The following is a 26,446-nucleotide window of genomic DNA, read 5'->3' as shown; positions in this document are numbered from 1 at the left end:
CGACGGCTGGGCCGCCGCGGGCCGGGCTGTCGTGGGCTGGGATTCCACAGGCCACATGCAACACCGCCCGCGGCCTTTCGGCCAAATGGGTTCAGCCCTCGGCGATCTCCCGCAGTTCGCAGGCGATCCGCCACTCCGGGCCGTGGACGTGCAGGAAGCGCCGGGTCCACTCCACCGCCTCGGCCCGGTCCTTGCACTGCATGAGGGCGTAGCCGCCGACGACCTCCTTGGCCTCGGTGAACGGCCCGTCGGTGACGGCGGCCCGCTCACCGTCCCAGTCCACCCGCACGGCCTCGGCGGACGGGGTGAGCCCGGCGGTGTCGAGCAGCACGCCGGCCTTGGTCATCTCCTCGATCAGCTCGCCCATCCGCCGCATCAGCTCCGCGCTGGGGCCCCCGGCGGGGGCGGCGGACTCGTCGACGCGCACGAGCGACAGGTAGCGGGGCATGGTGTCTCCTCCGGTCGGAGCGGCGGGGCCGTTCCCCGCCGCTCACCCCTGCGTCGAACGGGAGACGCCGGGATCGACACGCTCGCGGAAAAAACCCGGAAGTTTTTTCCCGCGTCCGCCGCCCCGCGTCCGCCGCCCCGGCTCCCGTGCCCCCTGGCTCAGCGCAGGGACGCCCAGAGCCGGCTCGCCTCGGGTTCCTCCGGGACCACCCGGTTGGGGTCGGAGGGCGCCGTGACGACCGGCATGGTCACCGTCCGCACCCGGTCGGCGGCCAGGCCCTCCAGGCTCCGGCCGAGGCTCGTCAGCTCGCCCAGGGAGTCCAGGCCGGTGTCGGCGGTGAGGCCGGCGGTGGCGGCGTCGGCGATCCGGTAGAGCCGGGCGGGATCGGTGAGCAGCCCGGCGGAGGCGATCTGTTCCAGCAGGGCCTTGACCAGGTTCTGCTGGAGTCCTATGCGGCCCAGGTCGCTGCCGTCGCCTATGCCGTGCCGGGTGCGGGCGAGGGCCAGGGCCCGCTTGCCGTCGAGGTGGTGGGTGCCGGCCTTGAGGTGGAGGTGGCTCTGGTCGTCGTCGATGTCCTCGCCGGTGGTGACGTCGACCCCGCCGAGCGCGTCGACCAGCCGGGCGAAGCCGGAGAAGTCGATCTCCAGGTAGTGGTCCATCCGGATGCCGGTGAGGGACTCGGCGGTCTTCACCGCGCACACCGGACCGCCCACCGCGTAGGCGCTGTTGAACATGGCGCCGTGCGCCACCGCCGTGCTCCCGCCGGAGGCGAGCGGGCAGGACGGGCGGGTGACGAGCGTGTCGCGCGGGATGCTGACCACGGTCGCCCTCGTCCGGCCCGCGTCGAGATGCGCGACCATCGCCGTGTCGGACCGGGCCTCGCCGCTGTCCCCGCCGCCCAGTTCCCGGTTGGCCGCGCCGCTGCGCGAGTCCGAGCCGAGGACCAGGATGTTCAAGGAGCCCGTGGGCAGCGGGGAGGCGTCGGCCGACACGGTGGCGGCGGGGGTGAGCACGGCCGGGGCGGGCCGGTCGTCGCCGAGCGCGCTGTCGATGTCGACGCTCGTGATGTTGCCGCTCAGGTGCCGGTACGCCCAGCCGGCCGCCGCCACGCCCAGCACCAGGGCGCCCGCCAGGGTGAGACCGGCGATCCGCAGCGCTCGCGGTCGCCGCCGCGCCCGTCCGGCCGCGCCGCCTTGCTCCTCGTGTCGCGTCACGACAGGAACGTAAGTCCGAATTATTAGCGGACTGTTAGCGGATACCCCATGATTCGGTTTCTTGGGGAATTCTCATCTTCCGCTCCCCCGCGGTTCACCCCGACGGCACCGCCGGCAGGGATCTCATCGCGGGGGCGCGGCCGTGCTGGACCGCACCACCAGGCTCGTCGCCAGCTCCACCCGGGTCGCGGTCCGCTCGTCCTCGGCCCGCCCCAGCTCCAGCACCAGCCGGGCGGCGGCCTCGGCCATCTCGGTGAGCGGCTGCCGCACGGTGGTCAGCGGCGGGCCCACCCAGCGGGCCACCGGCAGATCGTCGAAGCCGACCACGCTGACGTCCTCCGGGACGCGCAGGCCCAGTTCGCGGGCGGCCTCGTACAGGCCGAGCGCCTGGAGGTCGTTGCCCGCGAAGACGGCGGTGGGCCGGTCCGGGCGGCGCAGCAGCTCCAGGCCCAGGCGGTAGCCGGCGTCGTGGTGGAAGTCGCCGACGACGAGGAGCGAGGGGTCGACGGGCAGCCCGGCCGTCTCCAGGGCCGCCCGGTAGCCGTCGGTCCGGGCCCGGCTGCCCATCATCCGGGACGGGCCGCTGATCGCGCCGATCCGGGTGTGGCCGAGTTCCACCAGGTGCCGGGTGGCGGCGAGACCGCCCTGCCAGTTGGTGGCGCCGATGGACGGCACGTCCGGACCCGGGTCGCCGGCCGGGTCCATCACCACGAACGGGATGGAGCGGCTGGCCAGCAGGGCCCGCTGGGACTCGTCGAGATCGGACAGCACCAGGACGACGCCGTGCGGGCGGCGGGCGGCGACCTGGTCGGCCCAGGTCCGGCCGGGGGTGAGCCGGCCGGCCGACTCGGACAGCACCACGCTCAGCCCGGCGTCCCTGGCCACGTTCTCCACGCCGCGGATGACCTCCAGCGCCCAGGCGCTCTCCAGTTCGTGGAAGACCAGGTCGATCAGCGGCGACCGGGACGCCTCGGCGCGGCGGCGCCGGTAGCCGTGGCCGCGCAGCAGTTCCTCGACCCGGGCGCGGGTCGCGGGGGCGACGTCGGCCCGGCCGTTGAGGACCTTCGAAACAGTCGGAGCGGAGACCCCGGCCTCACGGGCGATCTCGGCGAGGGTCGCCGTCTGCTTGTGGGCGGGCTTCGAAGGCTTCATGCCCGCGATCGTAACCCCGGCGGTCCCGGTGGCGAAGGGACGCGGACGCCGCACGGACGACGGTACATTCGAGCAGACAGTGCATTTCCCCGCAGGAAGCGGGGCGTCTTTCCTTGGACCACCAACGCACTGCGTCCGGGCCGGTGTTCCGGCCGTTCGCTGTGTGATGATCATAGCGCACCCCGGTCGGAGGCGCCAAGCTCAGGCGCCGGGCACCTGCTCGAAGCGCCACCGGTGCACCGGACGGGTCACCAGATCGGCGTCCGGCTCGGGCAGCTCGGGCAGCGGGGCGTCGTACGGCGCGTCCCACCAGGTGACGACCAGCACCCGGTCCTGCGGCGCGCGGAAGGTCTCCCGCCGCGACGGCTCCTCGGGCAGGCGCTGTCCGCCCACCCAGGCGAGCAGCTCGGCGCCCCGCCCCGGGACCGCCCGGGCCTCCCACATCAGCGCGACGGTCACGAGTACAGGTTCTCCTTGCTGACCTCGTGCACGTGGTCGTGGTCGTGCCCCGGGACGTGCGGGTCGGTCACCGGCAGGGAGGAGTCGGCCGACAGGTCCCAGTCGGAGGCGGCCCGGTTGCGGGCGACCATCTCGGCGCCCAGCGCGGCCACCATCGCGCCGTTGTCCGTGCACAGCTTGGGGCGCGGCACGCGCAGGCGGATGCCGGCCGCCTCGCAGCGCTCCTGGGCGAGGGCGCGCAGCCGGGAGTTGGCCGCCACCCCGCCGCCGATCATCAGGTGGTCCACACCCTCGTCCTTGCAGGCGCGGACGGCCTTGCGGGTCAGCACGTCGACCACGGCCTCCTGGAAGGAGGCGGCCACGTCCCGGACCGGGACCTCCTCGCCGGCCGCGCGCCGGGCCTCGATCCAGCGGGCCACGGCGGTCTTCAGGCCGGAGAAGGAGAAGTCGTACGCCGGGTCGCGCGGGCCGGTCAGGCCGCGCGGGAAGGCGATGGCCCGCGGGTCGCCCTCCTTGGCGTACCGGTCGATGACCGGGCCGCCGGGGAAGCCCAGGTTCAGCACGCGGGCGATCTTGTCGAAGGCCTCGCCGGCCGCGTCGTCGATGGTCGCGCCCATCGGCCGGACGTCGGAGGTGATGTCGGAGGAGAGCAGCAGGGAGGAGTGGCCGCCCGACACCAGCAGGGCCATCGTCGGCTCGGGCAGCGGCCCGTGCTCCAGCTGGTCCACGCAGATGTGGGAGGCGAGGTGGTTGACGCCGTACAGGGGCTTGCCGAGCGCGTAGGCGTACGCCTTGGCCGCCGAGACGCCGACCAGCAGGGCGCCCGCGAGACCGGGGCCCGCGGTGACCGCGATGCCGTCCAGGTCCCTGGCGGCGATCCCCGCCTCCTTCAGCGCGCGGTCGATGGTCGGGACCATCGCCTCCAGGTGGGCCCGGGAGGCCACCTCCGGCACCACGCCGCCGAAGCGGGCGTGCTCGTCGACGCTGGAGGCGACGGCGTCCGCCAGCAGGGTGGTGCCGCGGACGATGCCGACGCCGGTCTCGTCGCAGGAGGTCTCGATGCCGAGGACGAGGGGTTCGTCAGTCATTGCTCTCGGTTCCTTGTACTGGGGCGGGCCCCGCGGCGGGGCCGTCGCCGGGTCCGGTGGTCAGGCGCATCACCAGGGCGTCCACGTTGCCGGGCTGGTAGTAGCCGCGCCGGAAGCCGATGGGGGCGAAGCCGAAGCGCTCGTAGAGCTTCTGCGCGCGGACGTTGTCGACCCGGCACTCGAGCATCACCTCGTGGCACTCGAACGCGGTCGCCGCGCGCAGCAGCTCGGCCAGCAGCCGGGCGCCGAGCCCGGTGCCCTGGTGGTCACGGGCGACGGCGATGGTCTGGACGTCGGCCAGCTCACCGGCCGCGGCCAGGCCCGCGTACCCGACGATCCGGCCCTCGGCGGTCTGGGCGACGAGGTAGCGCCGGGTGGCCGCGGAGCCCCGGGCGTGGGCCAGCTCGGACCAGAACATGCCCCGGGACCAGGCGTCCTCGGGGAACAGGTCCTTCTCCAGCTCCAGGACCGGGTCGATGTCCCACCAGCGCATCTCGCGCATCTCGGGGGGTGCCGGCTGTGTCACTTGGGGGTGACCACCTTGTAGTTCTTGGGGACCTGGGCATCCGGCCGGCGCAGGTAGAGCGGCCGGGGCGCGGGCAGCTCCTCGCCCGCCGCCAGCTTCTCGGCCGCGAGCGAGGCGAGGGCGGCGGCGGACACGTGCTCGGGCTCGTGGGCGCTCGGGAACGTGTCGGGGTAGAGCAGCGCGCCCGCGCCGACCGCGGGCAGTCCAGCGACCCGCTCGGCGATGTCGGCGGGGCGGTCGACGGCCGGATCGGTGAGCCGGGTCCGGGAGTCGGCGTACCGCGCCCAGTAGACCTCCTTGCGCCGGGCGTCGGTCGCCACGACGAAGGGGCCCTTCTCGATGTCGGCGGCGTAGGCGAGGCCGTCCAGCGTGCACACGCCGTACACGGGGACGCCGAGCGCGAGGCCGAAGGTGTCGGCGGTCATCAGACCGACGCGCAGGCCGGTGTAGGGGCCGGGGCCGGTGCCGACGACGACGCCGGTGACGGCCTCCAGCTTCAGCCCCGCCTCGGCGAGGATCCGGTCGACGGCCGGCAGCAGCAGCTCTCCGTGCCGGCGCGCGTCCACCTGGCTCGACGAGGCGATGACGTCCGTGCCGTCGTGCAGCGCGACGGTGACGGCGGGTGTGGCGGTATCCAGAGCGAGCAAGAGCACGCGAACAGCCTACGGCGCCCGCGGCTCGCGCACGGCCGTACGGGACGGAGGGTCACCGGCTGCTACGGTCTGCATGAAGTGCGACATATGGCGCGAAACAGAGGTGAGCGCAGGTGGCAGGGACCAGCTCGGCGATCGTGGCCGGCCTCACCGCGGTGGCGCTGGGCACGACCGGTTTCCTCGCCCTCCGCGCCCAGGCGACCGTCCCGGCGGGCCTGCCCGGCGGTCCGGCGGCCAGCGCGTCCGCCGCCGCGGCGGCGAAGGCGCCCCGGGACCGCCGGAACCCGGCCGCCCTGCCCGGCAACTCCGGAACGGGTGAACGGGTCGTGTACTCGGTGGACGACGACCGGGTCTGGCTGGTCGCCGCCGGGAACCGGGTGCGGCACACCTTCCGGGTGCGCCCGGGCGGCGTCGACCCGCTGCCGGGCACGTACTGGGTGACGTCCCGCTCGAACGCGGCCACCGGCACCGACGGTCTGCCCATCGAGCACGTGGTGCGGTTCACCAGCGTGGACGGGGTGGTGATCGGCTTCAGCGCGGCGGTGCACGGCGACTCGGGCGCGATGGCCGATCCGAGCGTGAAGACGGGCGGCATCCGGGAGGCCCGGCCGGACGGGGACGCGCTGTGGCGGTTCGCGACGATCGGCGTACCGGTGGTCGTGATCCGTTGACGGCTCCGTCAGGCGGCGCGCGGCCGCACGCGGGCGGGCTCGGCGGCCGGCCGCGCGGGCTCGGGGTCCCGGGGCGGCCGGGAGACCGCGTCCGCCGCCGCGCAGGACGCCAGCAGGTCACGCATGGACGGCTCGACGGGCCGGGGCGGCCCGGCGGGTCGCGGTGCGGTCATGGACGCCTCCTGAGGTGCGGGGGCGGGTGTGGTTAGGTATGCCTAACCACGGGCTGGCTCCCATGTCACCACGCCCGGGGCGTCCCGCGCAATATGTTGCCGACGGCTTGTCGGTACGGGGCTCAGCCGGCCAGCGTCTCCAGGCCGGCGCCGGCCCACCGCTCGCCCAGTCCGGCCACGGTCACGTGCCGCACCTCGTCGGTGGTGTCCCCGACGGCGCGGTGGATGACGACCTGGAGCCGCTCCTCGGTCAGCTCCTCGACCTTGCCCTCGCCCCACTCCACGACGATCACCGATTCGGGCAGCGAGACGTCGAGGTCCAGGTCCTCCATCTCGTCCAGACCGCCGGCCAGCCGGTAGGCGTCGACGTGCACCAGGGGCGGGCCGTCGCCGAGGGACGGGTGGACCCGGGCGATCACGAAGGTCGGCGAGGTGACCGCGCCGCGCACGCCGAGCCCCTCGCCGAGCCCGCGGGTCAGGGTGGTCTTGCCCGCGCCCAGCTCTCCGCTGAGCATCACCAGGTCGCCCGCGCGCAGCAGCCCGGCCAGCCGGCGGCCCAGCTCCCGCATCCGCTCGGGCGAGGTGATCGTCAGCCGGGTCTCAGCGGCCTGGGGCAGTGCTGGTGCTGCTGGTCGTTCCATAGCCACTTACGGTAGCTCCTGCGGGCACCGCACCGGCGCGGGTGAGCAGGTCGGCGAGGCGGTCGGTGACCACTTCCGGGCGCTCCAGCATCACCAGGTGCCCGGCGTCCGGCACCAGCACCAGCTCGGCGTCGGGCAGCAGGTCGGCGATGGCCTCGCTGTGCTCGCTGGGCGTGACCAGGTCCTGCACGCCGGCCAGCACCAGCACCGGCATGTCCCGGAAGCAGACGAGCGCCCCGGTCTTGTCGTGGTCGGTGAAGGCCGGGTAGAACTCGGCGACCACGTCGATCGGCGTGGACTCGATCATCCGCTCGGCGAACCGCTCCACCGCCGGGTCGACGTCCCGCCCCGCGAACGAGTACCGCTTGATGATCCCGGCGAACAGGTCGGCGGTGGCCCGGCGCCCCTTCTCCACCAGCTCCGCCTGCTGCCCGAGCGCCCTGAGCACCCCGGGGAGGATGCGGCGCACCGCGTTGACGCCGGCCACCGGGAGCCCGAAGTTGACCTCGCCGAGCCGTCCGGACGAGGTGCCCACGAAGGCCGTGGCGACCACCCGGTCCCGGATCAGTTCGGGGTACTGGGCGGCGAGCGCCATCACCGTCATTCCCCCCATCGAGTGGCCGACCAGCACCAGCGGCCCCTCCGGCGCGGCGGCGTCGAGCACCGCCTTCAGGTCCCGGCCGAGCTGGTCGATGGAGACCGGCACCCGGTCCCGGGTCTGCGCCACGCCCCGCCCGGACCGCCCGTGGCTGCGCTGGTCCCAGTACACGGTCCGCACCACCCCGCGCAGGGCCGCCCGCTGGAAGTGCCAGGAGTCCTGGCTGAGGCAGTAACCGTGGCAGAAGACGACGGTGACCGGGGCGGGGGCCTTGCGGCCGAAGAGCCGGCGCCGGCGGGGCGAGACGTCCGGACCCGGGTCGGGCTCGGCCTCGTCGACCTCGTAGTACAGCTCGGTGCCGTCGTCGGCGTACGCCTTGCCGGGGGTGCCGCGCAGGGTGCCGTACGGGCCCGCCGAGTCCAGCGCCAGCCGGGCCTTGCGGCGCATCCCGCGCCCGACCGTCATCCGCTCGAGGGCGACGCCCGCCGCCGCGCCCGCGGCGAGCACGCCTATCGCGGCGCCGGCGATACCGGTCGCCCGGCGCCAGCTCGCGGCCGCCCCCGCGGCGGAGGCGACGGCCGCCGAGGCGACGACGTCCGCCACGGCCTCCGCGCTGCTCTCGCTCACGTACCGCTCCTCTTCGCCGTACTCCTGGATTCACCCGGACGGGTGCTACGGATGGTGCCGGTGGTACCGCTGTGCTGTCGAGTGGCCGGTGGTGCGGACAGTCCGGGTAGCCGCTCCCGGACGGGTTACCCGGCTTCCCGCCCGTTCACCGGGACGCGGTCACCCGAACGCGGTGGACCGCACGCATTCACCTGGGCCCGTCGACGTGGACGCGCGGCACGCGGGCGCCGATGCGCGTGACGATCTCGTACGCGATCGTGCCGCAGGCCCGCGCCCAGTCCTCGGCCGTGGGCTCCCCCCGGTCGCCCGGCCCGAACAGCACCGCCTCGGTGCCCACCGGGGGCTCGTCGCCGCCGAGGTCCACCACGAACTGGTCCATGGCGACCCGCCCGGCGACCGTCCGCCACTTGCCGTCGACCAGCACCGGGCCGGTGCCCGAGGCGTGCCGCGGGATGCCGTCCGCGTAGCCGACCGGCACCAGGCCGAGGGTGGTGGCGCCCGGGGTGACGTAGTGGTGGCCGTAGCTGACGCCCTGTCCGCCCGGGACCCGCTTGACCAGGGCCAGCGAGGCGCTGAGCGTCATCACCGGGCGCAGCCCGAAGTCCGCCGGGGTGCCCAGCTCCGGGCTCGGCGAGATGCCGTACATGGCGATGCCGGTGCGCACCAGGTCGAAGTGGGTCTCGGGCAGGGTGAGGGTGGCCGGCGAGTTGGCGATGTGCCGCACCTCGGGCCGTACGCCCCGCTCCTCGGCGTACGCCACCATCTCCCGGAACCGGGCGAGCTGGGCGGCGATGGAGGGGTGCCCCGGCTCGTCGGCGCAGGCGAAGTGCGACCACAGCCCGGTGACCCGGACCAGCCCCTCGGCCTCGGCGCGCAGCGCGGCGCCGACCAGCTCGGCCCAGTCGGCGCCCGGCTGGCAGCCGTTGCGGCCGAGGCCGGTGTCGGCCTTGAGCTGCACGCGCGCGGGCCGTCCCGCCGCGCGGGCGGCGTCGGTGACCTCGCGCAGGGCCCACATCCCGCTCAGCGACACGTCGACGCCGGCCTCGATCGCCTGCCGCCAGGGGCCGCCCGGCACCCACAGCCAGCACAGCATGGGCCCGGACAGCCCGGCCGCGCGCAGCGCCAGGGCCTCCTCGGGCGTGGCCGTGCCGAGCCAGGTCGCACCGGCCTCCAGGGCGGCGCGGGCGCACGGCACCGCGCCATGGCCGTACGCGTCGGACTTGACGACGGCCATCACGGCGGCGCCCTCGGCGCGGGCGCGCAGGGCCCGCACGTTGGAGCGCAGCGCGCCCAGGTCGATCTCGGCGCGGGCGCGCAGGGCGGCGGTCGGCACAGCTGCTGTCTCAGTCATCGCGCCTCCAGTCTCTCAGAGGCCGCCGAAAGCCCCCCGGCACAGCCCCCGCCCTCCGCGCGGACACCGGGCACCACCCCGGCGCGCGTCCTCCGTACCCGCACCCCGCCGCCCTGGCCACGGCACACCCGAACGACGCGCCCCGGCCCGCCGCACGCCCGGGCGACCCGCCCCCCGGGACGCGCACGGCCCACGGCCCACGGCCCATACAAACCCGCGAGGGCGCGTGAAACCACGTCACCCGTCCCCGGCCCACGTACGCCTCGCCCCCTTCCCGAGCGCGTCCGCCGTGGGCGGGGTGCCGTTTCACCTGCCCTACCGGGTGCCGCCGCGTACGTCGCGCCAGGCGCGGGGGATGTGTGACGCCACGTCATGCGCCCCCACCGGCGCGCCCGACCCCGCCGTGCCGCCCGCCGCGAAGCGGCCCGCCAGGCCGTGCAGATACGCGGCCACGCTCCCCGCGTCCAGCGCGTCCAGCCCCGCCGCCAGCAGGGACCCCGCCAGCCCGGACAGCACGTCGCCGCTGCCCGCCGTGGCCAGCCACGGCGTCCCCGTGGGATTCATCCGCACCGGTCCGCCACCGGGGCCGGCGACCAGCGTCGTCGACCCCTTCAGCAGCACCGTCGCCCGGTACACCGCCGCCAGTTCGCGCACCGCGGCCAGCCGGGACGCCTCGACCTCCTCCCGCCGCACGCCCAGCAGCGCGGCGGCCTCCCCCGCGTGCGGTGTCATCAGCGTCGGCGCGTCCCGGCGCCGCACCGCGTCCCGGTCGGCCAGCCGCAGCCCGTCGGCGTCCAGCAGCACCGGCACGTCCGCCGCCAGCACCTCGGCCACGTTCGCCGCGTCGTCCCCGGCCCCCGGCCCGGTCACCCACGCCTGCACCCGGCCGGCCCGGGCGGGCCCGGCGTCGGAGACGAGGGTCTCCGGGAAGCGCGCGAGGACCGCGTCCCCGGCCGGCCCGACGTACCGCACGGCGCCGGCCCCGCCCCGCAGCGCGCCGGACACGGCCAGCACGGCCGCGCCCGGGTACCGCGCCGACCCCGCGGCGATCCCCACGACCCCGCGCCGGTACTTGTCGCTCTCCGCCGCCGGCGCCGGCAACAGCCGGGCCACGTCGGCGTGTTGCGGGGACTCCAGCCGGGCGTCGGCGGGCGGCGGCTCCAGCCCGATGTCGACGAGCCGCACCACGCCGGCCAGCTCCCGGGCGGGGTCCACCAGCAGGGCGGGCTTGTACGTGCCGAAGGTGACGGTCAGGTCGGCCCGCAGCGCGGCGCCCCGCACCTCGCCGGTGTCCGCGTCGACGCCGCTCGGCAGGTCCACGGCGACGACCGCGGCCCGGGACCGCGCGACGGCGGCGGCGAGCCGCTCGGCGTCCGGCCGCAGCCCGCCCTTGCCCCCGATGCCGACGATCCCGTCCACCACCAGGTCGGCCCGCGCGATCAGCCCCTCGGCAGCGTCCGCGGCGGCGACCGTGCCGCCGGCCCGCCGCAGGGCGTCGAGACCCCCGGCGTGGACCCGTCCGGGCGCCGTCGGCACCGCCGTCACACCCGCGCCGCGCCGGGCCAGCCGGGCCCCCGCGTACAGGGCGTCCCCGCCGTTGTCCCCGCTGCCCACGAGCAGCACCACCCGGCTGCCGTACACCCGGCCGAGCAGCTCGGCGCAGGCGGCGGCGAGTCCGGCGGCGGCCCGCTGCATCAGCGCGCCCTCCGGCAGCCGTGCCATCAGCGCCCGCTCGGCCGCCCTTACCGTCTCCACGCTGTACGCAGTACGCATGGCACCGAGTCTGCCCCGGGACCCCCGCCCCCCACACCCGCGACACCGCGCCGGTCAGCCCTCGGCGACCACCACCGCCGAGGCCACGCCCGCGTCGTGACTGAGCGACACGTGCCAGGCCCGGACGCCCAGCTCGGCGGCGCGCGCGGCCACGCTGCCCTTCACCCTGAGCCGGGGCTGCCCGCTGTCCTCCACGTACACCTCGGCGTCGGTCCAGTGCAGCCCCGGCGGCGCCCCCAGCGCCTTCGCCAGTGCCTCCTTGGCTGCGAACCGGGCCGCCAGCGAGGCGATGCCGCGCCGTTCCCCGCTGGGCAGCAGCAGCTCCCGCTCCACGAACAGCCGGGCCGCCAGCCCCGGTGTCCGCTCCAGGGACGCCCGGAACCGGTCGATCTCGGCCACATCGATGCCCACCCCGATGATGCTCATGCCGAGCACCCTACGGCTCCGGCGGGCGGGCATCCGGCGACACCACGTCGCCTACGCTGCGGGGATGTCCTCCTCACACGCTTATCTCTCCGACCTCTTCTCGCTGGACGGTCGTGTCGCCGTGGTCACCGGGGGGAGTTCCGGCATCGGACGGGCCATCGCGGGGGCGCTGGCCCGGGCCGGTGCGCGGGTCGTGGCCGTGGCCCGGCGGGAGGAGGAACTGGCCGCGGCCGTCGGGGAACTGACGGCCGACGGGTGCCGGGCGGCCTGGGTGAGCGGGGACCTCGGCACCCGTGAGGGGGTGCGCGCGGCGGCCGAGGAGGCCGCGGCCGTCTTCGGGGAGCCCGACATCCTCGTCAACTCCGCCGGGATCAACCTGCGTCCGCCGCTGGCCGAGCTGGGCGAGGAGGTGTGGGACACCACCATGGCGGTGAACCTGGAGGCGCCGTTCCTGCTGGGGCAGCGGTTCGGGCCCGGCATGGCCGAGCGGGGCTTCGGCCGGATCATCCACATCACCTCCCAGCAGGCGCACCGGGCGTTCGTGCACAGCGGCGCGTACGGCGTCTCCAAGGGCGCGCTGGAGTCGCTGGCCCGCTCGCAGGCCGAGGCCTGGTCGCCGTACGGCGTCACCTGCAACACCCTCGTGCCGGGATTCGTGATGACCCCGCTCAACGAACGGCTGTCGGCCGATCCCGAGCGGGTGGCGGCCCTCGCCGCCCGCACGATGACCGGCCGCAACGGACTGGCCGAGGACTTCGCGGGCGCGGCGGTGTTCCTGGCGAGCGGCGCCTCGGCCTACGTCACGGGCCAGTCCCTGCACGTGGACGGCGGCTTCTCCGTGCACTGAGGTGCGCCCACCGGGGTTCGCGCGCCGAGCGCAACCCCAAGATCGGCCAATCTGCCGCGCCCAGTAGTCTTCCTGGCGACCGGCGTCCGCTGCCCCGCGGGCGCCTTCGCACACAACGGGAGGACACAGTCTTGAAGTTGAAGGCTCTGGGCACCGCGCTCACCACGGCGGCCCTCATCGGCACGGCCCTCGTCGGCACCGTCGCCACCGCCGGCACCGCCGCCGCGGCGACCCCGCCGAAGGATTGCAGCAAGGCGATCATCAACGTCAAGGCCAAGCAGACCGTCAACGTCCGCACCTCGCCGAAGACGACGGCCACGGCCATCGGCATCTGGGGCAAGGGCAAGAAGGGCACGGTCTGCAACGACGGCAAGGCCTACAAGGGCGGCTCGTACACGGCCTGCGGCAAGAAGAGCAACCTGTGGTACTACGGCGGCGACAAGAAGACCGGCTGGGTGCCGAAGACCTGCATCAACTGGTGAACGTCCGCCGCTCCGGCGGCGCCTGACGGACCACCGCCCGGCGCCTGACGGACCACGGCGCGGGGGCGGAGGCACACGGCCGTCCGCCCCCGCGCGCTCACTCCACCGTCACGGACTTCGCCAGGTTCCGGGGCTGGTCCACCTCGTTGCCGCGCGCCGTCGCCAGCTCGCACGCGAAGACCTGGAGCGGCACCGTGGCCACCAGCGGCTGGAGCAGCGTGGGCGTGGCCGGGATGCGGATCAGGTGGTCGGCGTAGGGGACCACGGCCTCGTCGCCCTCCTCCGCGATCACGATCGTGCGGGCGCCCCGCGCGCGGATCTCCTGGATGTTGGACACGATCTTGTCGTGCAGCACGGAGCGGCCGCGCGGCGACGGCACGACCACCACCACCGGCAGGTCCTCCTCGATCAGCGCGATCGGGCCGTGCTTCAGCTCGCCCGCCGCGAAGCCCTCGGCGTGCATGTACGCCAGTTCCTTCAGCTTGAGCGCGCCCTCCAGGGCCACGGGGTAGCCCACGTGCCGGCCGAGGAAGAGCACGGTGTCCTTCTCCGCCAGGGTCCGCGCCAGCGCCCGTACCGGCTCCATGGTCTCCAGGACCCGCTCGACCTCCCGGGAGATCCGGGACAGCTCCTTGATGACGGCCTGGATCTCGTCGCCCCACTTGGTGCCGCGCACCTGGCCCAGGTAGAGGGCGACCAGGTAGCAGGCGACCAGCTGGGTCAGGAACGCCTTGGTGGAGGCGACGGCGACCTCGGGGCCCGCGTGCGTGTACAGCACCGCGTCGGACTCGCGGGGGATGGTCGAGCCGTTGGTGTTGCAGATCGCCAGCACCTTGGAGCCCTGCTCGCGGGCGTGCCGCAGCGCCATCAGGGTGTCCATGGTCTCGCCGGACTGGGAGATGGCGATCACCAGCGACCGCCCGTCCAGGATCGGGTCCCGGTAGCGGAACTCGCTGGCCAGCTCCACCTCGCAGGGGATGCGGGTCCAGTGCTCGATGGCGTACTTGGCGATCAGGCCGGCGTGGAAGGCCGTACCGCAGGCGACGATCACGACCTTGTCGATCTCGCGCAGTTCGGAGGGGCTGATCCGCACCTCGTCCAGGGTCAGCGAGCCGGCCGGGTCGATGCGGCCGAGCAGGGTGTCGGCGACCGCCCTGGGCTGCTCGGCGATCTCCTTGAGCATGAAGTAGTCGTAGCCGCCCTTCTCGGCCGCCGAGGCGTCCCAGTCCACGTGGTACGAGCGGACCTCGGCCGGGCGGCCGTCGAAGCCCGTCACCGTGACGCCGTCCCGGCGCAGCTCCACCACCTGGTCCTGGCCCAGCTCGATCGCGGAGCGCGTGTGGGCGATGAACGCGGCGACGTCGGAGGCCAGGAACGCCTCGCCCTCGCCGACGCCGACCACCAGCGGCGAGTTCCGGCGGGCGCCGACCACCACGTCCGGCTCGTCCGCGTGCACCGCGACCAGGGTGAACGCGCCCTGGAGCCGGCGGCACACCAGCCGCATCGACTCGGCGAGGTCCGCGCAGGAGGAGAACTCCTCGGCGAGCAGGTGGGCGACCACCTCCGTATCCGTCTCGGAGGTCAACTCGTGTCCCCTCCCGGCGAGTTCCGCGCGCAGCACCGCGAAGTTCTCGATGATGCCGTTGTGGACGACGGCGACCCGGCCCGCGTTGTCCAGGTGCGGGTGCGCGTTGCCGTCCGTGGGGCCGCCGTGGGTGGCCCAGCGGGTGTGGCCGATGCCGGTCGAACCCGTCGGCAGTGGCCGTTCGAGCAGCTCCTTCTCCAGGTTGACCAGCTTGCCGGCCCGCTTCGCGGCGGCCAGCCCGCCGTCGGCCGGCACGGCGACGCCGGCCGAGTCGTAGCCCCGGTACTCCAGCCGCTTCAGCCCGGCCATCACGACATCGAGCGCCGACTGCGACCCCACGTATCCCACGATTCCGCACATGGGCGGCAGCCTACGGGCCGGAAGCGATCGGAAACGGCTCCTTCCTGCCCGAAATCGGAAATTCCCACCGTCGTACGAAGGCTCTCACGACGGCCGTCCCCAGGGTCTTCACGACGGCCTCGCGACGGCCTCGCGGCGGTCCGGCCGCGCGCGTGACGGACCCCACCCGCCGGGCCGTTCAGACTCCGTTAACAATGGACTGTGATCTCACCGGTCCCCTCGATGCCCCGGAGCGCCCACCGGCACAGGCCGGAGGCGACTCCCTACGTCGACCTCACCCGCGCCGAGTGGAGCGCGCTGCGCGACAAGACGCCGCTGCCGCTCACCGCCGAGGAGGTGGAGAAGCTCCGCGGCCTCGGCGACGTCATCGACCTGGACGAGGTGCGGGACATCTACCTCCCGCTCTCCCGGCTGCTCAACCTCTACGTCGGCGCCACCGACGGCCTCCGCGGGGCGCTGAACACCTTCCTCGGCGAGCAGGGCTCGCAGTCCGGCACCCCGTTCGTCATAGGGGTCGCCGGCTCGGTGGCCGTGGGCAAGTCCACGGTGGCCCGGCTGCTCCAGGCGCTGCTCTCCCGCTGGCCCGAGCACCCGCGCGTGGAGCTGGTGACGACGGACGGCTTCCTGCTGCCCACCCGGGAGCTCCAGGCGCGCGGCCTGATGTCGCGCAAGGGGTTCCCCGAGTCCTACGACCGCCGGGCCCTGACCCGTTTCGTCGCCGACATCAAGGCCGGCAAGTCCGAGGTGACGGCCCCCGTCTACTCGCACCTGATCTACGACATCGTCCCGGACCAGCGGCTCACCGTCCGCCGCCCGGACATCCTGATCGTGGAGGGCCTGAACGTCCTCCAGCCCGCCCTGCCCGGCAAGGACGGCCGCACCAGGGTCGGCCTCGCCGACTACTTCGACTTCAGCGTGTACGTCGACGCGAGCGCGGAGGACATCGAGCGCTGGTACCTCAGCCGCTTCCGGAAGCTGCGCCACACCGCCTTCCAGAACCCGTCCTCGTACTTCCGCAAGTACACCCAGGTCTCCGAGGAGGAGGCCCTGGACTACGCGCGCACCCTCTGGCGGACCATCAACAAGCCCAACCTGGTGGAGAACATCGCCCCGACCCGCGGCCGGGCCACCCTCGTCGTGCGCAAGGGCCCCGACCACAAGGTGCAACGGCTCAGGCTCCGCAAGCTGTAGGCCCGCCGCCTGTTAGAAAGGCGCCATGCTGCATCTGCGCCTGATCTCCCCCGCGGACACCACCGACGATGTGGTCCGGCTGATAGAGACGACCGTCGGCACGGCCCACCTGGTGGTGCTCCCGGGCGCCGCCCGCGACCCAGCCGGGGACGTCGTGCTGTGCGACGTGGCGCGCGAGGCGGGTGACGGACTCGTCGGCGGACTGCGCCGGCTGGGGCTGGCCGAGACCGGCTCGATCGCCGTGGAGGACGTCGGTCTGTCGCTGTCCCGGCGGGCCGACGAGGCCGAGGCCGAGGCCCCGGGCGAGGGGGCCGACGCGGTGCTGTGGGAGGGCCTCACCGAGGCCACGCACGAGGAGTCGACCCTGTCGGTCACCTACCTCGCCTTCATCACCCTGGCCACGATGATCGCCGCCTGCGGCGTCGTCCTGGACAACGCGATCCTGATCGTGGGCGCGATGGCCGTGGGCCCGGAGTTCGGTCCGCTGGCCGGGGTCTGCACCGCCCTCGTCCGGCGCACCCCGCGCCTGGCGGGGCGCTCGCTGACCGCCCTGCTGGTGGGCTTCGCGGCGGCGATGGCGGTGACGGTCGGCTTCACCCTGTTCATGGACGCCATCGGGCTGTTCCACCGGTCCCAGCTGGACGGCGACCGGCCCAACACCGCGTTCGTGTACGCGCCGGACGCCTTCTCGCTCATCGTGGCGGTCCTGGCCGGCATCGCCGGCACCCTCTCCCTGACCTCGGCGAAGTCGGGCGCGCTGGTGGGGGTGGCGATCTCGGTGACCACGGTCCCGGCCGCCGCGAACGCCGCCGTGGCCCTGGCCTACGGCGACACCTCCCAGACGATCGGCTCCACGGAACAGCTTCTGCTGAACCTGCTGGGCATCGTCCTGGCGGGCGTCCTCACACTGCTGGCGCAGAAGTGGCTGTGGACGGGACGGAGGGAGCGCGTGTCCCGGGACGGCGCTCCCCGCACCGGCGGGGCCGGGAGGGCGGAGTACTAACCCAGCGCGGACTTGACGGCGTCGGCCAGCCGGCCGGCGACCGCGCGGGCCTGCTCGATGTCCGCGGCCTCGACCATCACCCGGACCAGCGGCTCGGTACCGGAGGGCCGCAGCAGGACCCGTCCCGTGGTGCCCAGCGCCCGCTCCGCCTCGGTCACCGCGGCGGCGAGGTCCGCGGAGGTGTTCACCCGCGACTTGTCCACGTCCGGCACGTTGATGAGGACCTGCGGCAGCCGCTCCATCACGGACGCCAGCTCCCGCAGTGTGCTCCCGGTCTCCGCGACCCGGGCCGCCAGCAGCAGTCCGGTCAGCGTGCCGTCGCCGGTCGTGGCGTGGTCGAGGATGATCACGTGGCCGGACTGCTCGCCGCCCAGGGCGTACCCGTGCCGCTTCATCTCCTCCAGGACATACCGGTCGCCCACGGCGGTCTGCACCAGCCGGATGCCCGCGCGCTCCATCGCCAGCTTGAAGCCGAGGTTGGACATCACCGTGGCGACGACCGTGTCGGCGCGCAGCTCGGAACGTTCCCGCATGGCCAGCGCGAGCACGGAGAGGATCTGGTCGCCGTCGACCTCCTCGCCGGTGTGGTCCACGGCCAGGCAGCGGTCGGCGTCACCGTCGTGCGCGATGCCGAGGTCCGCGCCGTGCTCGACGACGGCGGCCTTCAGCTTCCCCAGGTGGGTCGAGCCGCAGCCGTCGTTGATGTTGAGCCCGTCCGGCTCGGCACCGATCGTGACGATCTCGGCGCCCGCCCGGGAGAACGCCTCCGGCGAGACCCCCGAGGCCGCGCCGTGCGCTTCGTCCAGGACGATCTTCAGGCCGTCGAGCCGGTTGGGCAGCACCGACAGCAGATGGCCGATGTACTGCTCGGCACCCTCGTCGTACGACCGCACGCGCCCGACCCCGGCGCCCGTCGGCCGCTCCCACGGCTCGCCGTGCCGGTGCGACTCGTACACCGCCTCGATCCTGCCCTCCAGCTCGTCGGCGAGCTTGTGGCCGCCGCGGGCGAAGAACTTGATGCCGTTGTCCGGCATGGCGTTGTGGCTGGCGGAGAGCATCACGCCCAGGTCGGCGCCGAGCGCGCCGGTCAGGTGCGCCACCGCCGGCGTCGGCAGCACGCCGACCCGCAGGACGTCCACGCCCGCACTGGCCAGACCGGCGACGACCGCCGCCTCCAGGAACTCCCCGGACGCCCGCGGGTCCCGTCCGACCACGGCTTTCGGCTTGTGGCCCTCGAAGGTGCCCGCCTCGGCCAGTACGTGCGCCGCGGCCACGGAGAGGCCGAGCGCCATCTCGGCCGTCAGATCCGCGTTGGCGACACCGCGCACGCCGTCCGTGCCGAAGAGTCGTCCCACTTGTCCTCCTGAGGAAGCATCGAGTCGGAAGCGGACCGCACCGCGTCGGGTGGCGAGCGCTCCGGCGTCCGATCACACAAGCCTTTGAGCGTCTTGTGCCGTTATACGCCCTTGGCTGGGATAAGCGAACGCCCCGGAGGCACATGTGGCGTGCCGCCGGGGCGTTCGGAGTACGTGGGGCCGAAGCCCGTACCACGTACGAGCAGGCAGCGAAGCTTAGCGCTTGCTGTACTGCGGAGCCTTGCGGGCCTTCTTCAGACCGGCCTTCTTGCGCTCGACCGCACGGTCGTCGCGCTTGAGGAAGCCGGCCTTCTTCAGCGGGCCGCGGTTGTTGTCGACGTCGGCCTCGTTCAGCGCACGGGCGACACCGAGGCGCAGGGCACCGGCCTGGCCGGAGACACCGCCACCCGCGATGCGGGCGATGATGTCGTAACGGCCCTCAAGCTCCAGGACCTTGAACGGCTCGTTGACTTCCTGCTGGTGCACCTTGTTCGGGAAGTAGTCCTCGAGGGTGCGACCGTTGATCTTCCACTTGCCGGTGCCCGGGACGATCCGGACGCGGGCGATGGCGTTCTTCCGGCGGCCCAGGCCGGCGGCCGGCTGCGGCTCGCCGAAGCGGGAGGCCAGGGACTCCGAGGTGTACTCACCCTCGACGGGGACCTCGGACTCGGTGGTGTAGCTGTCGATGTCAAGCTCTTCGAGCGGCTGCTCGGCAGTGGTCTCGGCCACGATTCTCCTCAGATTCTGTTCAGTCTTAGGGGGTGGCCGGACTTACTGCGCGACCTGGGTGATCTCGAACGGCACGGGCTGCTGGGCGCCGTGCGGGTGCTGGTCACCCTTGTAGACCTTCAGCTTCGAGAGCATCTGACGGCCCAGGGAGTTCTTCGGGAGCATGCCCTTGACGGCCTTCTCGATGGCCTTCTCGGGGTTCTTGTCGAGCAGCTCGTCGTAGCGGACGGAGCGCAGACCGCCCGGGTAGCCGGAGTGGCGGTACGCCATCTTCTGGGTCCGCTTGTTGCCGGACAGGTGCACCTTGTCGGCGTTGATGATGATGACGAAGTCACCAGCGTCGACGTGCGGCGCGTAGATCGGCTTGTGCTTGCCCCGCAGGAGGGTCGCAGCGGTGGTGGCGAGACGGCCCAGGACAACGTCCTGAGCGTCGATGACGTGCCACTGGCGCGTCACATCGCCGGGCTTGGGGCTGTACGTACGCACGGTTCGTAGCCTTCGCTTCGAGTGAATGGTCCTAAACAAGGTCACCGAAACGATCACGACAGCCCTTGACCCACGGCGGCGACGCAAACCGCGTGCGTGGGATCGCTGGTCATCGGCCCGGTGGACCGGTGTAAGGGCCCGTCCCGTGAGAATGAGCAAGCCAATACACAACGAAGAAGCAGGTTACCTGCCGGGGCCCGGACGGGTCAAAACGAGGCGGGCCGCGAGGCGGGCCACGAGACCGACCCCGCGCCACCGGCCCCCCGTCTAAGATGCGCCCCATGAGTTACGGGCAGGGGGGACCCCAGTCTCAGTGGGATCCCTGGAAACCGCAATCGCAGCAGCCGTGGAACGGCGCGTCCGAGGACGACGGCACGCCGGACTGGGCCGCGCTCGCCGAGGCGTCGGAGACGCGTCACAAGCGCCGCAAGCTGCTGTTCATAGCCGGCGGCGTGCTCGCCACGGCCGCGATAGGCACCGCGGTCGCGCTGGCCGTCGTCTCCGCGAACGGCGGTGACCCGCAGGCCGGCCCCGGCGACCTGCCCGCCAGCGCCTCCATACCCGGGTCCGGCACCGCGACGCCGTCCTTCGCGCCCACCAGCGCGCCGCCGCCGCTGGACCCCAAGGAGTTCATCTCCAGCGCGAAGAAGGACACCGCCCCGCTCAGCCCCGACACCCTCTTCCCGGACAAGCGGCTGACCGTCGGGGACACCGTGTACGAGAAGGGCGCCACGGCCGACACCACGAACTGCGCCACCGCGGCCGGCGGCACCCTGCCGGGCATCCTCACCGCCAACGGCTGCACCCGCCTGATGCGCGTCACCTACACCGACGGAGGCATCGCGGTCACCGTCGGCGTCGCCGTCTTCGAGGACGCGGCGCACGCCGCGACGGCCAAGGCCCGGACCGACGACCGCAGCATCGTGCGCTCGCTGTTCGGCAAGGGCGGCGTCAAGCCCTTCTGCGACGGCGCGTTCTGCCGCTCCACCCGGAACTCCTACGGCCGCTACGCCTACTTCACGATCGCCGGATTCACCGACGGCAAGGACGTCACCGCCAAGAACACCGACGTCTTCGGCGTCGGCAACGACCTCGCCCAGTTCACCGTGAACCAGATCCACCGCCGCGGCCAGGCACAGGCCTCCGCCGCCGCCCGGTAGCCGCGCCCCTACCGCTTCAGCCGCAGCCGCAGCGGCAGCACCGCGGACTCCAGCTGGGTGCGCAGCGTCATCTTGGAGACGCCCTCGGTGCGCTCGGTGAAGCGGATCGGGATCTCCACGGCCGTGTGCCCGGCCCGCACGGCCTTGTACTTCAGCTCCACCTGGAAGCTGTAGCCGGCGCTGTCCAGGGACGACAGGTCCACGTCCCTGAGGGTCGGCGCCGACCACAGGTTGAAGCCGGCCGTGATGTCCTGGATCTCGGTGCCGAGGATGGCGCGCGCGTACCGGTTGGCGAAGCGGGACAGCAGCACCCGGTGGGCGCCCCACTCCTCGTCCAGCGAGCCGCCCTCGACGTACCGGCTGCCGACCACCAGACCGGCGCCGGAGCCGAGGGCCGCCTCCAGCATCCGGGGCACGGCCTCCACCGGATGGCTGCCGTCGGCGTCCATCTGGACGACGTACGCGGCCCCCTCCTCCAGCGCGGCGGACATCCCGGCCGTGTACGCCCGCCCCAGCCCGTCCTTCTCGGTGCGGTGCAGCACGCTCATCCGGTGCCGGCCGCCGCTGTTGTGCTTCTCGGCCAGTTCCTCGGCGATGTCCCCGGTGCCGTCCGGGCTGGAGTCGTCGACGATCTTCAGATGGAGTCCGCCGAGCGGCAGTCCGAGCACGGCCTCGGCCATCCCCGGCAGGTTCGCCGCCTCGTTGTACGTCGGCATCACCACGGTGACCCGGACCTCGTCGTGCGCCATCACTCTCCCTCCCCTGCGGGCGCCGGCCTGCCCGGCGCCGGACGCGCTGCTCGTGTGTCGACGCCGGGCACCTCGTGGCCCGGCTCCGCCGTGCAGGCGGCGTGCGTGGCACCCGGGTGGCCGGTGCCGGTGACGGTGAGCCGCATGGACGGCCTTTCGGGTACGGGACGGCGGGGAGCGGCTTCAGGCGGTCTTGATCCAGATGCGGTAATGACCGGTGCCGCTGGAGTTGCGGAAGGGCAGGTCGGCCAGGAGCCGGTAGTGCGGGTTGCCCTTCACCGCGTTCGCGACGACGTCGTCCACCCGGGGGTTGGTGAGGCCGTCCAGGACGATCAGGTCGAACTCGCCGTCGCGCAGCGCCGCCCGGTAGGCCGCGTCCCCGGAGTGGTACGTGCCCTTCCTGTCCGTGTACTCCAGGGCGAAGACGCCCTGCCACTGCCGGTGGCTGGTCTTGTCGCCCAGGTAGTAGACGGGCACCTCGGGCGTGGAGGCGAGGTAGTGGCCCTTGCCGTCCACGTGGGAGTCGACGACCCGGATCATCTTCGAGGAGTCGGGCCAGACGCCGAAGCGCCAGTCCGCCTGCGAGATGCCGAGGCAGAGCGTCGCCGTCCACAGCATGATGCCGAGCTGGGGGTAGCGGAAGTGCGCCCCGATCAGCCGGGTCACGCCCACGCCGGCCATCGGCGCGGCGAACAGCAGGCCGAAGCCGACGTGCTTGAACAGCGAGACCACGGTTCCCAGGTGCACCTGGTAGGCGGGCGCGAGCAGGGCGGTGCCGCACAGCACCAGTCCGAGCAGCGCCCGCCAGCGCCGGCCCGGATTGCCGAGCCGCTGGGCGACGGGCGACTCGTTCATGCGGCTGCGCCGCACGTAGGAGATCGCGCCGCCGACGGCGGTGAGGAACATCAGCCCGCCCCACTCGGCCGACCGCTGGAGCAGGAAGGCGGTGCCGTCGGAGCCGTGGTCGCGGTTGGTGGTGGTCTGCCGCACACCGGCCAGCAGGTCGGTGGCGTACGCACCGGCCGCCAGCAGGGCGCCGATGCCGAGCGCGAGCAGCACCATCCGCAGGAAGGCCCGGCCGCCCTTGTGCGGCCAGCCGGTGAGCAGCGCGAGCACCACGATGGTCGGCAGGTACAGGCCGGCCGCGTACTTCACGCCGACGGCCAGGGCCGCGACGGGGGCGGCGAGCAGCACGGCGGCCACCGGCGCCCGGTCGGTGCGCACGACGATCCAGGTGGCGAGGGCCAGCAGGAACACGGCGGCGGCGTCGTAGGTGGCGAACCAGCCCATGACGACGGTCGACTGCACCACGGCGAAGAGCGCGGCGCCGGCCAGCGCGGCCCGCTCGTTGAACAGCCGCCGGGTGAACGAGTACAGCAGTCCGGTGGTGCCCAGCATGAAGGCGAGGCTCAGCATCCGGGCCCCGGTGAGCCCGAAGCGGCCGTCGACGGCGGCGGCGAGCACCGGGTACAGCTGGGGCGAGCCCGAGAAGTAGGCGCCGTAGTCGATGGGCAGCGGGGTGCCGTGCAGCAGGTGCCGGAGCTCCGCGTGCCCGGCCGCCAGGTACAGGGCCTCGTCCTGGAACGCCGTGTTGGACAGGCGCATCGAGAGCACCGCCTGGACGGCCAGGACGCACAGCAGCACGGCCCGGCTGACCCAGGCGCGCCGCCGGCTGGCGGCCATGTCCCAGCCGACCTCGGGCGTGTCGGGCACGTGGTACTCGGGCTCGGCCGGCGCGGCCGGTTCCGGCACCGTCCGCAGGGCGTACGTCGGCTGGTCGGCCGGCTGCTGCTGGTACGGATAGGTCCGCGGGTCGTGGTCGTACCCCTCGGCCACCCCTTGGTGGCCGTACCCCTCGGCCGTCCCCTGGTGGTCGTATCCCTCGGCCGTCCCCTGGTCCTGCGGCTGCCGCGTTGCGTAGCCGTCGGAGTTGAACCAGCCGCCCTGCTGCTCCTCCTCCGCGTAGGGGTCGTAGGGCTGCGGGGTGTAGTACTCGGGTCGAGAGGTCATGACGGCTTCCGTACGTCGAAGCCGAAACGGTCGTCGGCGGCCAGGCGCTTGAACTCCTTCAGCGCCAGCGGGCTCGCCTCCAGCCGCCAGTCGGCGCGCTTCTTGTAGTCGAACCAGACGAAGCCGAGCATGTCGTCGTCCGCCGCGACGCCCGCGAACAGGTTGCGCACGTCGGCACGCCGCCGTTCGCCGGGCATGGCCGCGGTCTCCAGCAGCAGCATCGGCTTCTTGGTGAAGGTACGGATCTGGTCGCGGGTCGGCCCGAAGACGCTGTCGAAGGCGTTGTCCTCGCCGAGCGTGAAGTAGCCGATGAGCCCGATCCAGTCGACGTACGCGTCACCGGGGTAGTACGGCTTCAGCCGCACGTCGCGGACGGGGTTGACGATGTTGGGCGACCAGGCCCAGATGACGTTGGTGGCGCCGGCGTCGGTGAAGGTCTGGTGGATGCGCCGCCAGGCGGCCACGTACTGGGCGGGGGTGGTGGCGTTCGTGCCCCACTTCTCCCAGTGGCCGTTGAACTCGTCCGCGAAGTCGATCACCACGGGGAGGTTCAGCTTCCGGACGGCGGTCGCGTACTCCTTGACGTACGCGTCCGACTTGCCCGCCGCGATGTCGGCGATCGGAGTGTCGAAGGGCTCCCAGGACATCAGGGTCAGGGCGCCCTCGGCCCAGGCGTTGCGCACCCCGGTGGCGTCGAAGCCGTCGCCCCAGCCCGCGTAGTACTCGACGAGGTTCGGCCGCTTGCCGACGCGCCCGGTGTACACGTCGATGTTCTTCATGGAGGTCGGCGCGCCCGGTACGGCCACCCCGAAGTACTTCTTCGCCGGCTTCAGCAGGGGGGTGACGTCGTAGGGGACGTCGGCGCTCGCCTCGGAGTGCGGGGCCGCCGTGCCGCCGCCGGACCGCGCCGGGCCGCCGTCGTCGCCGAGCAGGGAGCAGCCGCTGAGGGCGAGGACGCCGACCAGGGCCCCGGCGAGCGACGCCCGCACGGTGCGGAATCGTTCCTTCAATCGCATCAGACGGCCTCCGTCCCGGACCGCGGCTGCACCAGGACGCGGCCGACGACCAGCGCGTAGAACAGCCCGGAGGACAGGATCAGGGCGAAGTCGGGGGCGTTCATGGTGAACGTCCGGTACACCGCCGCGGTGACCCACACCAGCGCCGTGCCGCCGCTCCACGCCCACATGCCGATCCAGAAGCGCCGGGTCTTGTTCTTCTTGGCGCCGGAGGAGCCGGTCGGCTGCCAGCCCATGCGGTTCTTGCGCAGGATGTCCCAGATGGCGAAGACGTGCGCCCAGCCGTACATCATCCGGGCCGCCCACGCCTCCAGCCGGTACGGCGCCTTGTGCCACATCGGGAAGATGATCGTGGTGTAGAGGATGCTGGGCACCACCAGGAGCAGGTGCTCGACCTTGAGCTTCTCCGGCATCATCAGCAGCAGCACGATCGGGATGACCGGGGCCGCGAAGGTGAACAGCGCGGTGTGGATGTAGTAGAAGAACCCGGACATGTAGCACAGCCGGCTCGACATCCTGATCTTCGCCTGCCAGAACTTGCGGCTGCCGAGCAGGCTCATCGAGCCCGAGCACCAGCGGTACTGCTGGTTGAAGAAGGCGCCCGCGGTGTCCGGGCACACCCCGGTGGACACCGCGACCGGCACGTACCTCAGGTCCCAGCCGAGCCCGCGCAGGTCGAACCCGGTGTGCACGTCCTCGGAGTGCTCGATCAGCGTGGTGCCGCCGTTGGTGTCCAGGGCCGCCCGCCGGTAGATCGCGCAGGAACCGACGCAGATCGCGCCGTCACTGCCCTGCCGGGACACCTGCACGGAGCGGTAGAACAGCTCCTGCACCGCGCCCGCGCCGCGCTCGATCCAGTTCTGCGAGTCGAGCACCCGGAAGTACTGCGGGGACTGGACGATACCGATCCGCGGGTCGGCCGCCATGTACGGCAGCAGCTCCTCCAGCAGGTCCGCGCGCGGGGTGAAGTCGGCGTCCAGGATGAGGATGAACTCGCCGTCGGACTGGCCGAAACCGAAGTGCAGGTTGCCGGCCTTCTTGAACCAGCCCCGGTTCTCCCGGGTGCCGTAGCGGAAGCCGAAGTCCCGGGCCATCGCCGCCAGCTCGGGGCTCGCGCCGTCGTCGAGCACGAACGGCACACAGACCCCGGGGTACCGGTCGGCCATCGCCCGCACGTGCCGCCAGGTGTTGTGCAGCACCTCGATGGGCTCGCCGCACACCGGCAGGAAGACGTCGACGGAGGGGTAGACCTCCGGCCGCCAGTTCTGCACCAGCCGCCGGTGGTGGGCGATGTCGAAGTCCCGGGTGAAGCCGTTCACCCGCAACGACACCAGGTAGTAGATCACCGTGAACACCAGCAGCGGGGTGTAGATCCACAGCACCGGCGTGGACTGCGCCAGCTTGAACTGGCTCACCACCAGGCAGCAGAAACTGACCAGCGAGCTGATCGTCAGGATCCACAGGTACCGGCGCGCGTAGGAGTACTTCTCCCTGTCCGTCGGCGGGAGCGGCAACAGCCCCAGCGCGGCGCCGCCGCCGCGCCCCGCCCGACGTCGTCCGCCGCCCTGCCGCGCCGCACGACGCCCCCCGGTCCGCACGGGACCCACTGAAGTCATTGCGTTGTCCAACCCCGGGCCGTGCCGGCCCGTCGACCCCCCAGCCAATCCCGGCCA

At 73.1% G+C, this 26,446-nt stretch carries 27 protein-coding genes; 6 read left to right on the top strand and 21 right to left on the bottom strand.

Features of this window, described 5'->3' with window-relative positions:
- Positions 1 to 91: 91 nt before the first annotated feature.
- The 7 genes from IF37_RS0122605 to tsaB form a co-directional block, all read right to left on the bottom strand.
- The gene (locus IF37_RS0122605; protein WP_030745318.1) at positions 92 to 448 is read right to left on the bottom strand and encodes a YciI family protein; all 357 of its coding nucleotides are present in this window, start codon (positions 446 to 448) and stop codon (positions 92 to 94) included.
- 158 nt (positions 449 to 606) lie between these two features.
- Complete coding sequence (locus tag IF37_RS0122600; protein ID WP_030745316.1) at positions 607 to 1,662, bottom strand: LCP family protein; 1,056 nt, start codon at positions 1,660 to 1,662, stop codon at positions 607 to 609.
- A gap of 123 nt (positions 1,663 to 1,785) precedes the next feature.
- On the bottom strand, positions 1,786 to 2,814 hold the full coding sequence (locus IF37_RS0122595) for a LacI family DNA-binding transcriptional regulator (RefSeq protein WP_030745314.1): 1,029 nt from the start codon (positions 2,812 to 2,814) through the stop codon (positions 1,786 to 1,788).
- A gap of 201 nt (positions 2,815 to 3,015) precedes the next feature.
- Entirely contained in the window at positions 3,016 to 3,273 is a 258-nt protein-coding gene (locus IF37_RS0122590; RefSeq protein ID WP_030745312.1) for a hypothetical protein, read from the bottom strand.
- Positions 3,270 to 4,361: a tRNA (adenosine(37)-N6)-threonylcarbamoyltransferase complex transferase subunit TsaD gene (gene tsaD, locus IF37_RS0122585; protein WP_030745310.1), complete on the bottom strand. Its 1,092-nt coding sequence runs from the start codon at positions 4,359 to 4,361 to the stop codon at positions 3,270 to 3,272. Before tsaD ends, IF37_RS0122590 begins: the two co-directional genes overlap by 4 nt.
- The gene (gene rimI, locus IF37_RS0122580; protein WP_030745308.1) at positions 4,354 to 4,854 is read right to left on the bottom strand and encodes a ribosomal protein S18-alanine N-acetyltransferase; all 501 of its coding nucleotides are present in this window, start codon (positions 4,852 to 4,854) and stop codon (positions 4,354 to 4,356) included. The genes tsaD and rimI overlap by 8 nt, the downstream gene beginning before the upstream one ends.
- A 29-nt stretch (positions 4,855 to 4,883) precedes the next feature.
- Complete coding sequence (gene tsaB / locus IF37_RS0122575; RefSeq protein ID WP_030745306.1) at positions 4,884 to 5,540, bottom strand: tRNA (adenosine(37)-N6)-threonylcarbamoyltransferase complex dimerization subunit type 1 TsaB; 657 nt, start codon at positions 5,538 to 5,540, stop codon at positions 4,884 to 4,886.
- Positions 5,541 to 5,653: 113 nt separating this feature from the next.
- Here tsaB and IF37_RS0122570 point away from each other — a divergent pair, with 113 nt between their 5' ends.
- Positions 5,654 to 6,211 (top strand): hypothetical protein, encoded by a 558-nt coding sequence (locus tag IF37_RS0122570; RefSeq protein WP_030745304.1) that lies wholly within the window; start codon positions 5,654 to 5,656, stop codon positions 6,209 to 6,211.
- Between the two features lie 8 nt (positions 6,212 to 6,219).
- Here the strand turns inward: IF37_RS0122570 and IF37_RS44995 are convergent, their stop codons facing one another.
- From IF37_RS44995 to IF37_RS0122540, 6 genes are all read right to left on the bottom strand, one after another.
- Positions 6,220 to 6,384 (bottom strand): hypothetical protein, encoded by a 165-nt coding sequence (locus IF37_RS44995; protein WP_173456956.1) that lies wholly within the window; start codon positions 6,382 to 6,384, stop codon positions 6,220 to 6,222.
- Positions 6,385 to 6,506: 122 nt separating this feature from the next.
- Entirely contained in the window at positions 6,507 to 7,025 is a 519-nt protein-coding gene (gene tsaE, locus IF37_RS0122560) for a tRNA (adenosine(37)-N6)-threonylcarbamoyltransferase complex ATPase subunit type 1 TsaE (RefSeq protein ID WP_030745303.1), read from the bottom strand.
- Positions 6,985 to 8,250 (bottom strand): alpha/beta fold hydrolase, encoded by a 1,266-nt coding sequence (locus IF37_RS0122555; RefSeq protein ID WP_030745300.1) that lies wholly within the window; start codon positions 8,248 to 8,250, stop codon positions 6,985 to 6,987. Before IF37_RS0122555 ends, tsaE begins: the two co-directional genes overlap by 41 nt.
- Positions 8,251 to 8,437: 187 nt before the next feature.
- Positions 8,438 to 9,601, bottom strand: a complete 1,164-nt coding sequence (gene alr / locus IF37_RS0122550) for an alanine racemase (protein ID WP_030745298.1) — start codon at positions 9,599 to 9,601, stop codon at positions 8,438 to 8,440.
- A gap of 315 nt (positions 9,602 to 9,916) precedes the next feature.
- A complete protein-coding gene (locus tag IF37_RS0122545) occupies positions 9,917 to 11,374 on the bottom strand; it encodes a bifunctional ADP-dependent NAD(P)H-hydrate dehydratase/NAD(P)H-hydrate epimerase (protein WP_030745297.1) in 1,458 nt (485 codons plus the stop codon).
- A 54-nt stretch (positions 11,375 to 11,428) separates the two neighbouring features.
- Positions 11,429 to 11,800: a holo-ACP synthase gene (locus IF37_RS0122540; protein WP_030745295.1), complete on the bottom strand. Its 372-nt coding sequence runs from the start codon at positions 11,798 to 11,800 to the stop codon at positions 11,429 to 11,431.
- 64 nt (positions 11,801 to 11,864) lie between these two features.
- Here IF37_RS0122540 and IF37_RS0122535 point away from each other — a divergent pair, with 64 nt between their 5' ends.
- Positions 11,865 to 12,647, top strand: coding sequence for an SDR family NAD(P)-dependent oxidoreductase (locus IF37_RS0122535; RefSeq protein WP_030745293.1), 783 nt, complete (start codon positions 11,865 to 11,867; stop codon positions 12,645 to 12,647).
- A 131-nt stretch (positions 12,648 to 12,778) separates the two neighbouring features.
- Positions 12,779 to 13,129: a hypothetical protein gene (locus tag IF37_RS0122530; protein ID WP_030745291.1), complete on the top strand. Its 351-nt coding sequence runs from the start codon at positions 12,779 to 12,781 to the stop codon at positions 13,127 to 13,129.
- A gap of 97 nt (positions 13,130 to 13,226) precedes the next feature.
- Here the strand turns inward: IF37_RS0122530 and glmS are convergent, their stop codons facing one another.
- A complete protein-coding gene (gene glmS / locus IF37_RS0122525; protein WP_030745288.1) occupies positions 13,227 to 15,074 on the bottom strand; it encodes a glutamine--fructose-6-phosphate transaminase (isomerizing) in 1,848 nt (615 codons plus the stop codon).
- A 222-nt stretch (positions 15,075 to 15,296) separates the two neighbouring features.
- Between glmS and coaA the strand changes: the two genes are divergently transcribed.
- Positions 15,297 to 16,265 carry a type I pantothenate kinase gene (gene coaA / locus IF37_RS0122520; protein ID WP_037856894.1) on the top strand — a complete coding sequence of 323 codons (969 nt, stop codon included), beginning with the start codon at positions 15,297 to 15,299 and terminating at the stop codon, positions 16,263 to 16,265.
- A gap of 25 nt (positions 16,266 to 16,290) precedes the next feature.
- Positions 16,291 to 17,268: a DUF389 domain-containing protein gene (locus IF37_RS0122515; RefSeq protein WP_030745284.1), complete on the top strand. Its 978-nt coding sequence runs from the start codon at positions 16,291 to 16,293 to the stop codon at positions 17,266 to 17,268.
- Here IF37_RS0122515 and glmM read toward each other — a convergent pair.
- From glmM to rplM, 3 genes are all read right to left on the bottom strand, one after another.
- Positions 17,265 to 18,623: a phosphoglucosamine mutase gene (gene glmM, locus IF37_RS0122510; protein WP_030745281.1), complete on the bottom strand. Its 1,359-nt coding sequence runs from the start codon at positions 18,621 to 18,623 to the stop codon at positions 17,265 to 17,267. The two genes, IF37_RS0122515 and glmM, sit on opposite strands and share 4 nt — an antisense overlap.
- Before the next feature lie 216 nt (positions 18,624 to 18,839).
- Positions 18,840 to 19,352, bottom strand: a complete 513-nt coding sequence (gene rpsI / locus IF37_RS0122505; RefSeq protein ID WP_030745279.1) for a 30S ribosomal protein S9 — start codon at positions 19,350 to 19,352, stop codon at positions 18,840 to 18,842.
- Positions 19,353 to 19,394: 42 nt separating this feature from the next.
- Positions 19,395 to 19,838 carry a 50S ribosomal protein L13 gene (gene rplM / locus IF37_RS0122500; RefSeq protein WP_030745278.1) on the bottom strand — a complete coding sequence of 148 codons (444 nt, stop codon included), beginning with the start codon at positions 19,836 to 19,838 and terminating at the stop codon, positions 19,395 to 19,397.
- Between the two features lie 281 nt (positions 19,839 to 20,119).
- On the opposite strand from rplM, the gene IF37_RS0122495 reads away from it, so the two are divergent.
- The gene (locus IF37_RS0122495; protein WP_030745277.1) at positions 20,120 to 20,998 is read left to right on the top strand and encodes a membrane protein; all 879 of its coding nucleotides are present in this window, start codon (positions 20,120 to 20,122) and stop codon (positions 20,996 to 20,998) included.
- An 8-nt stretch (positions 20,999 to 21,006) separates the two neighbouring features.
- Here the strand turns inward: IF37_RS0122495 and IF37_RS0122490 are convergent, their stop codons facing one another.
- The 4 genes from IF37_RS0122490 to IF37_RS0122475 all read right to left on the bottom strand — a co-directional run bounded on the left by IF37_RS0122490 (position 21,007) and on the right by IF37_RS0122475 (position 26,191).
- Complete coding sequence (locus tag IF37_RS0122490; RefSeq protein WP_030745276.1) at positions 21,007 to 21,747, bottom strand: polyprenol monophosphomannose synthase; 741 nt, start codon at positions 21,745 to 21,747, stop codon at positions 21,007 to 21,009.
- 183 nt (positions 21,748 to 21,930) lie between these two features.
- Positions 21,931 to 23,757 carry a glycosyltransferase family 39 protein gene (locus IF37_RS0122485; RefSeq protein ID WP_030745275.1) on the bottom strand — a complete coding sequence of 609 codons (1,827 nt, stop codon included), beginning with the start codon at positions 23,755 to 23,757 and terminating at the stop codon, positions 21,931 to 21,933.
- Positions 23,754 to 24,773, bottom strand: a complete 1,020-nt coding sequence (locus tag IF37_RS0122480; RefSeq protein WP_030745274.1) for a glycoside hydrolase family 26 protein — start codon at positions 24,771 to 24,773, stop codon at positions 23,754 to 23,756. The genes IF37_RS0122485 and IF37_RS0122480 overlap by 4 nt, the downstream gene beginning before the upstream one ends.
- The gene (locus tag IF37_RS0122475) at positions 24,773 to 26,191 is read right to left on the bottom strand and encodes a glycosyltransferase family 2 protein (RefSeq protein ID WP_030745273.1); all 1,419 of its coding nucleotides are present in this window, start codon (positions 26,189 to 26,191) and stop codon (positions 24,773 to 24,775) included. The genes IF37_RS0122480 and IF37_RS0122475 overlap by 1 nt, the downstream gene beginning before the upstream one ends.
- Positions 26,192 to 26,446: the final 255 nt, after the last annotated feature.

It is taken from the genome of Streptomyces sp. NRRL S-31, assembly GCF_000718775.1.
In the GTDB taxonomy this organism is placed as follows: Bacteria; Actinomycetota; Actinomycetes; order Streptomycetales; family Streptomycetaceae; genus Streptomyces.
The sequence above is the reverse complement of the archived record's forward strand: the minus strand, read 5'-3'. Positions and strand labels throughout refer to the sequence as shown.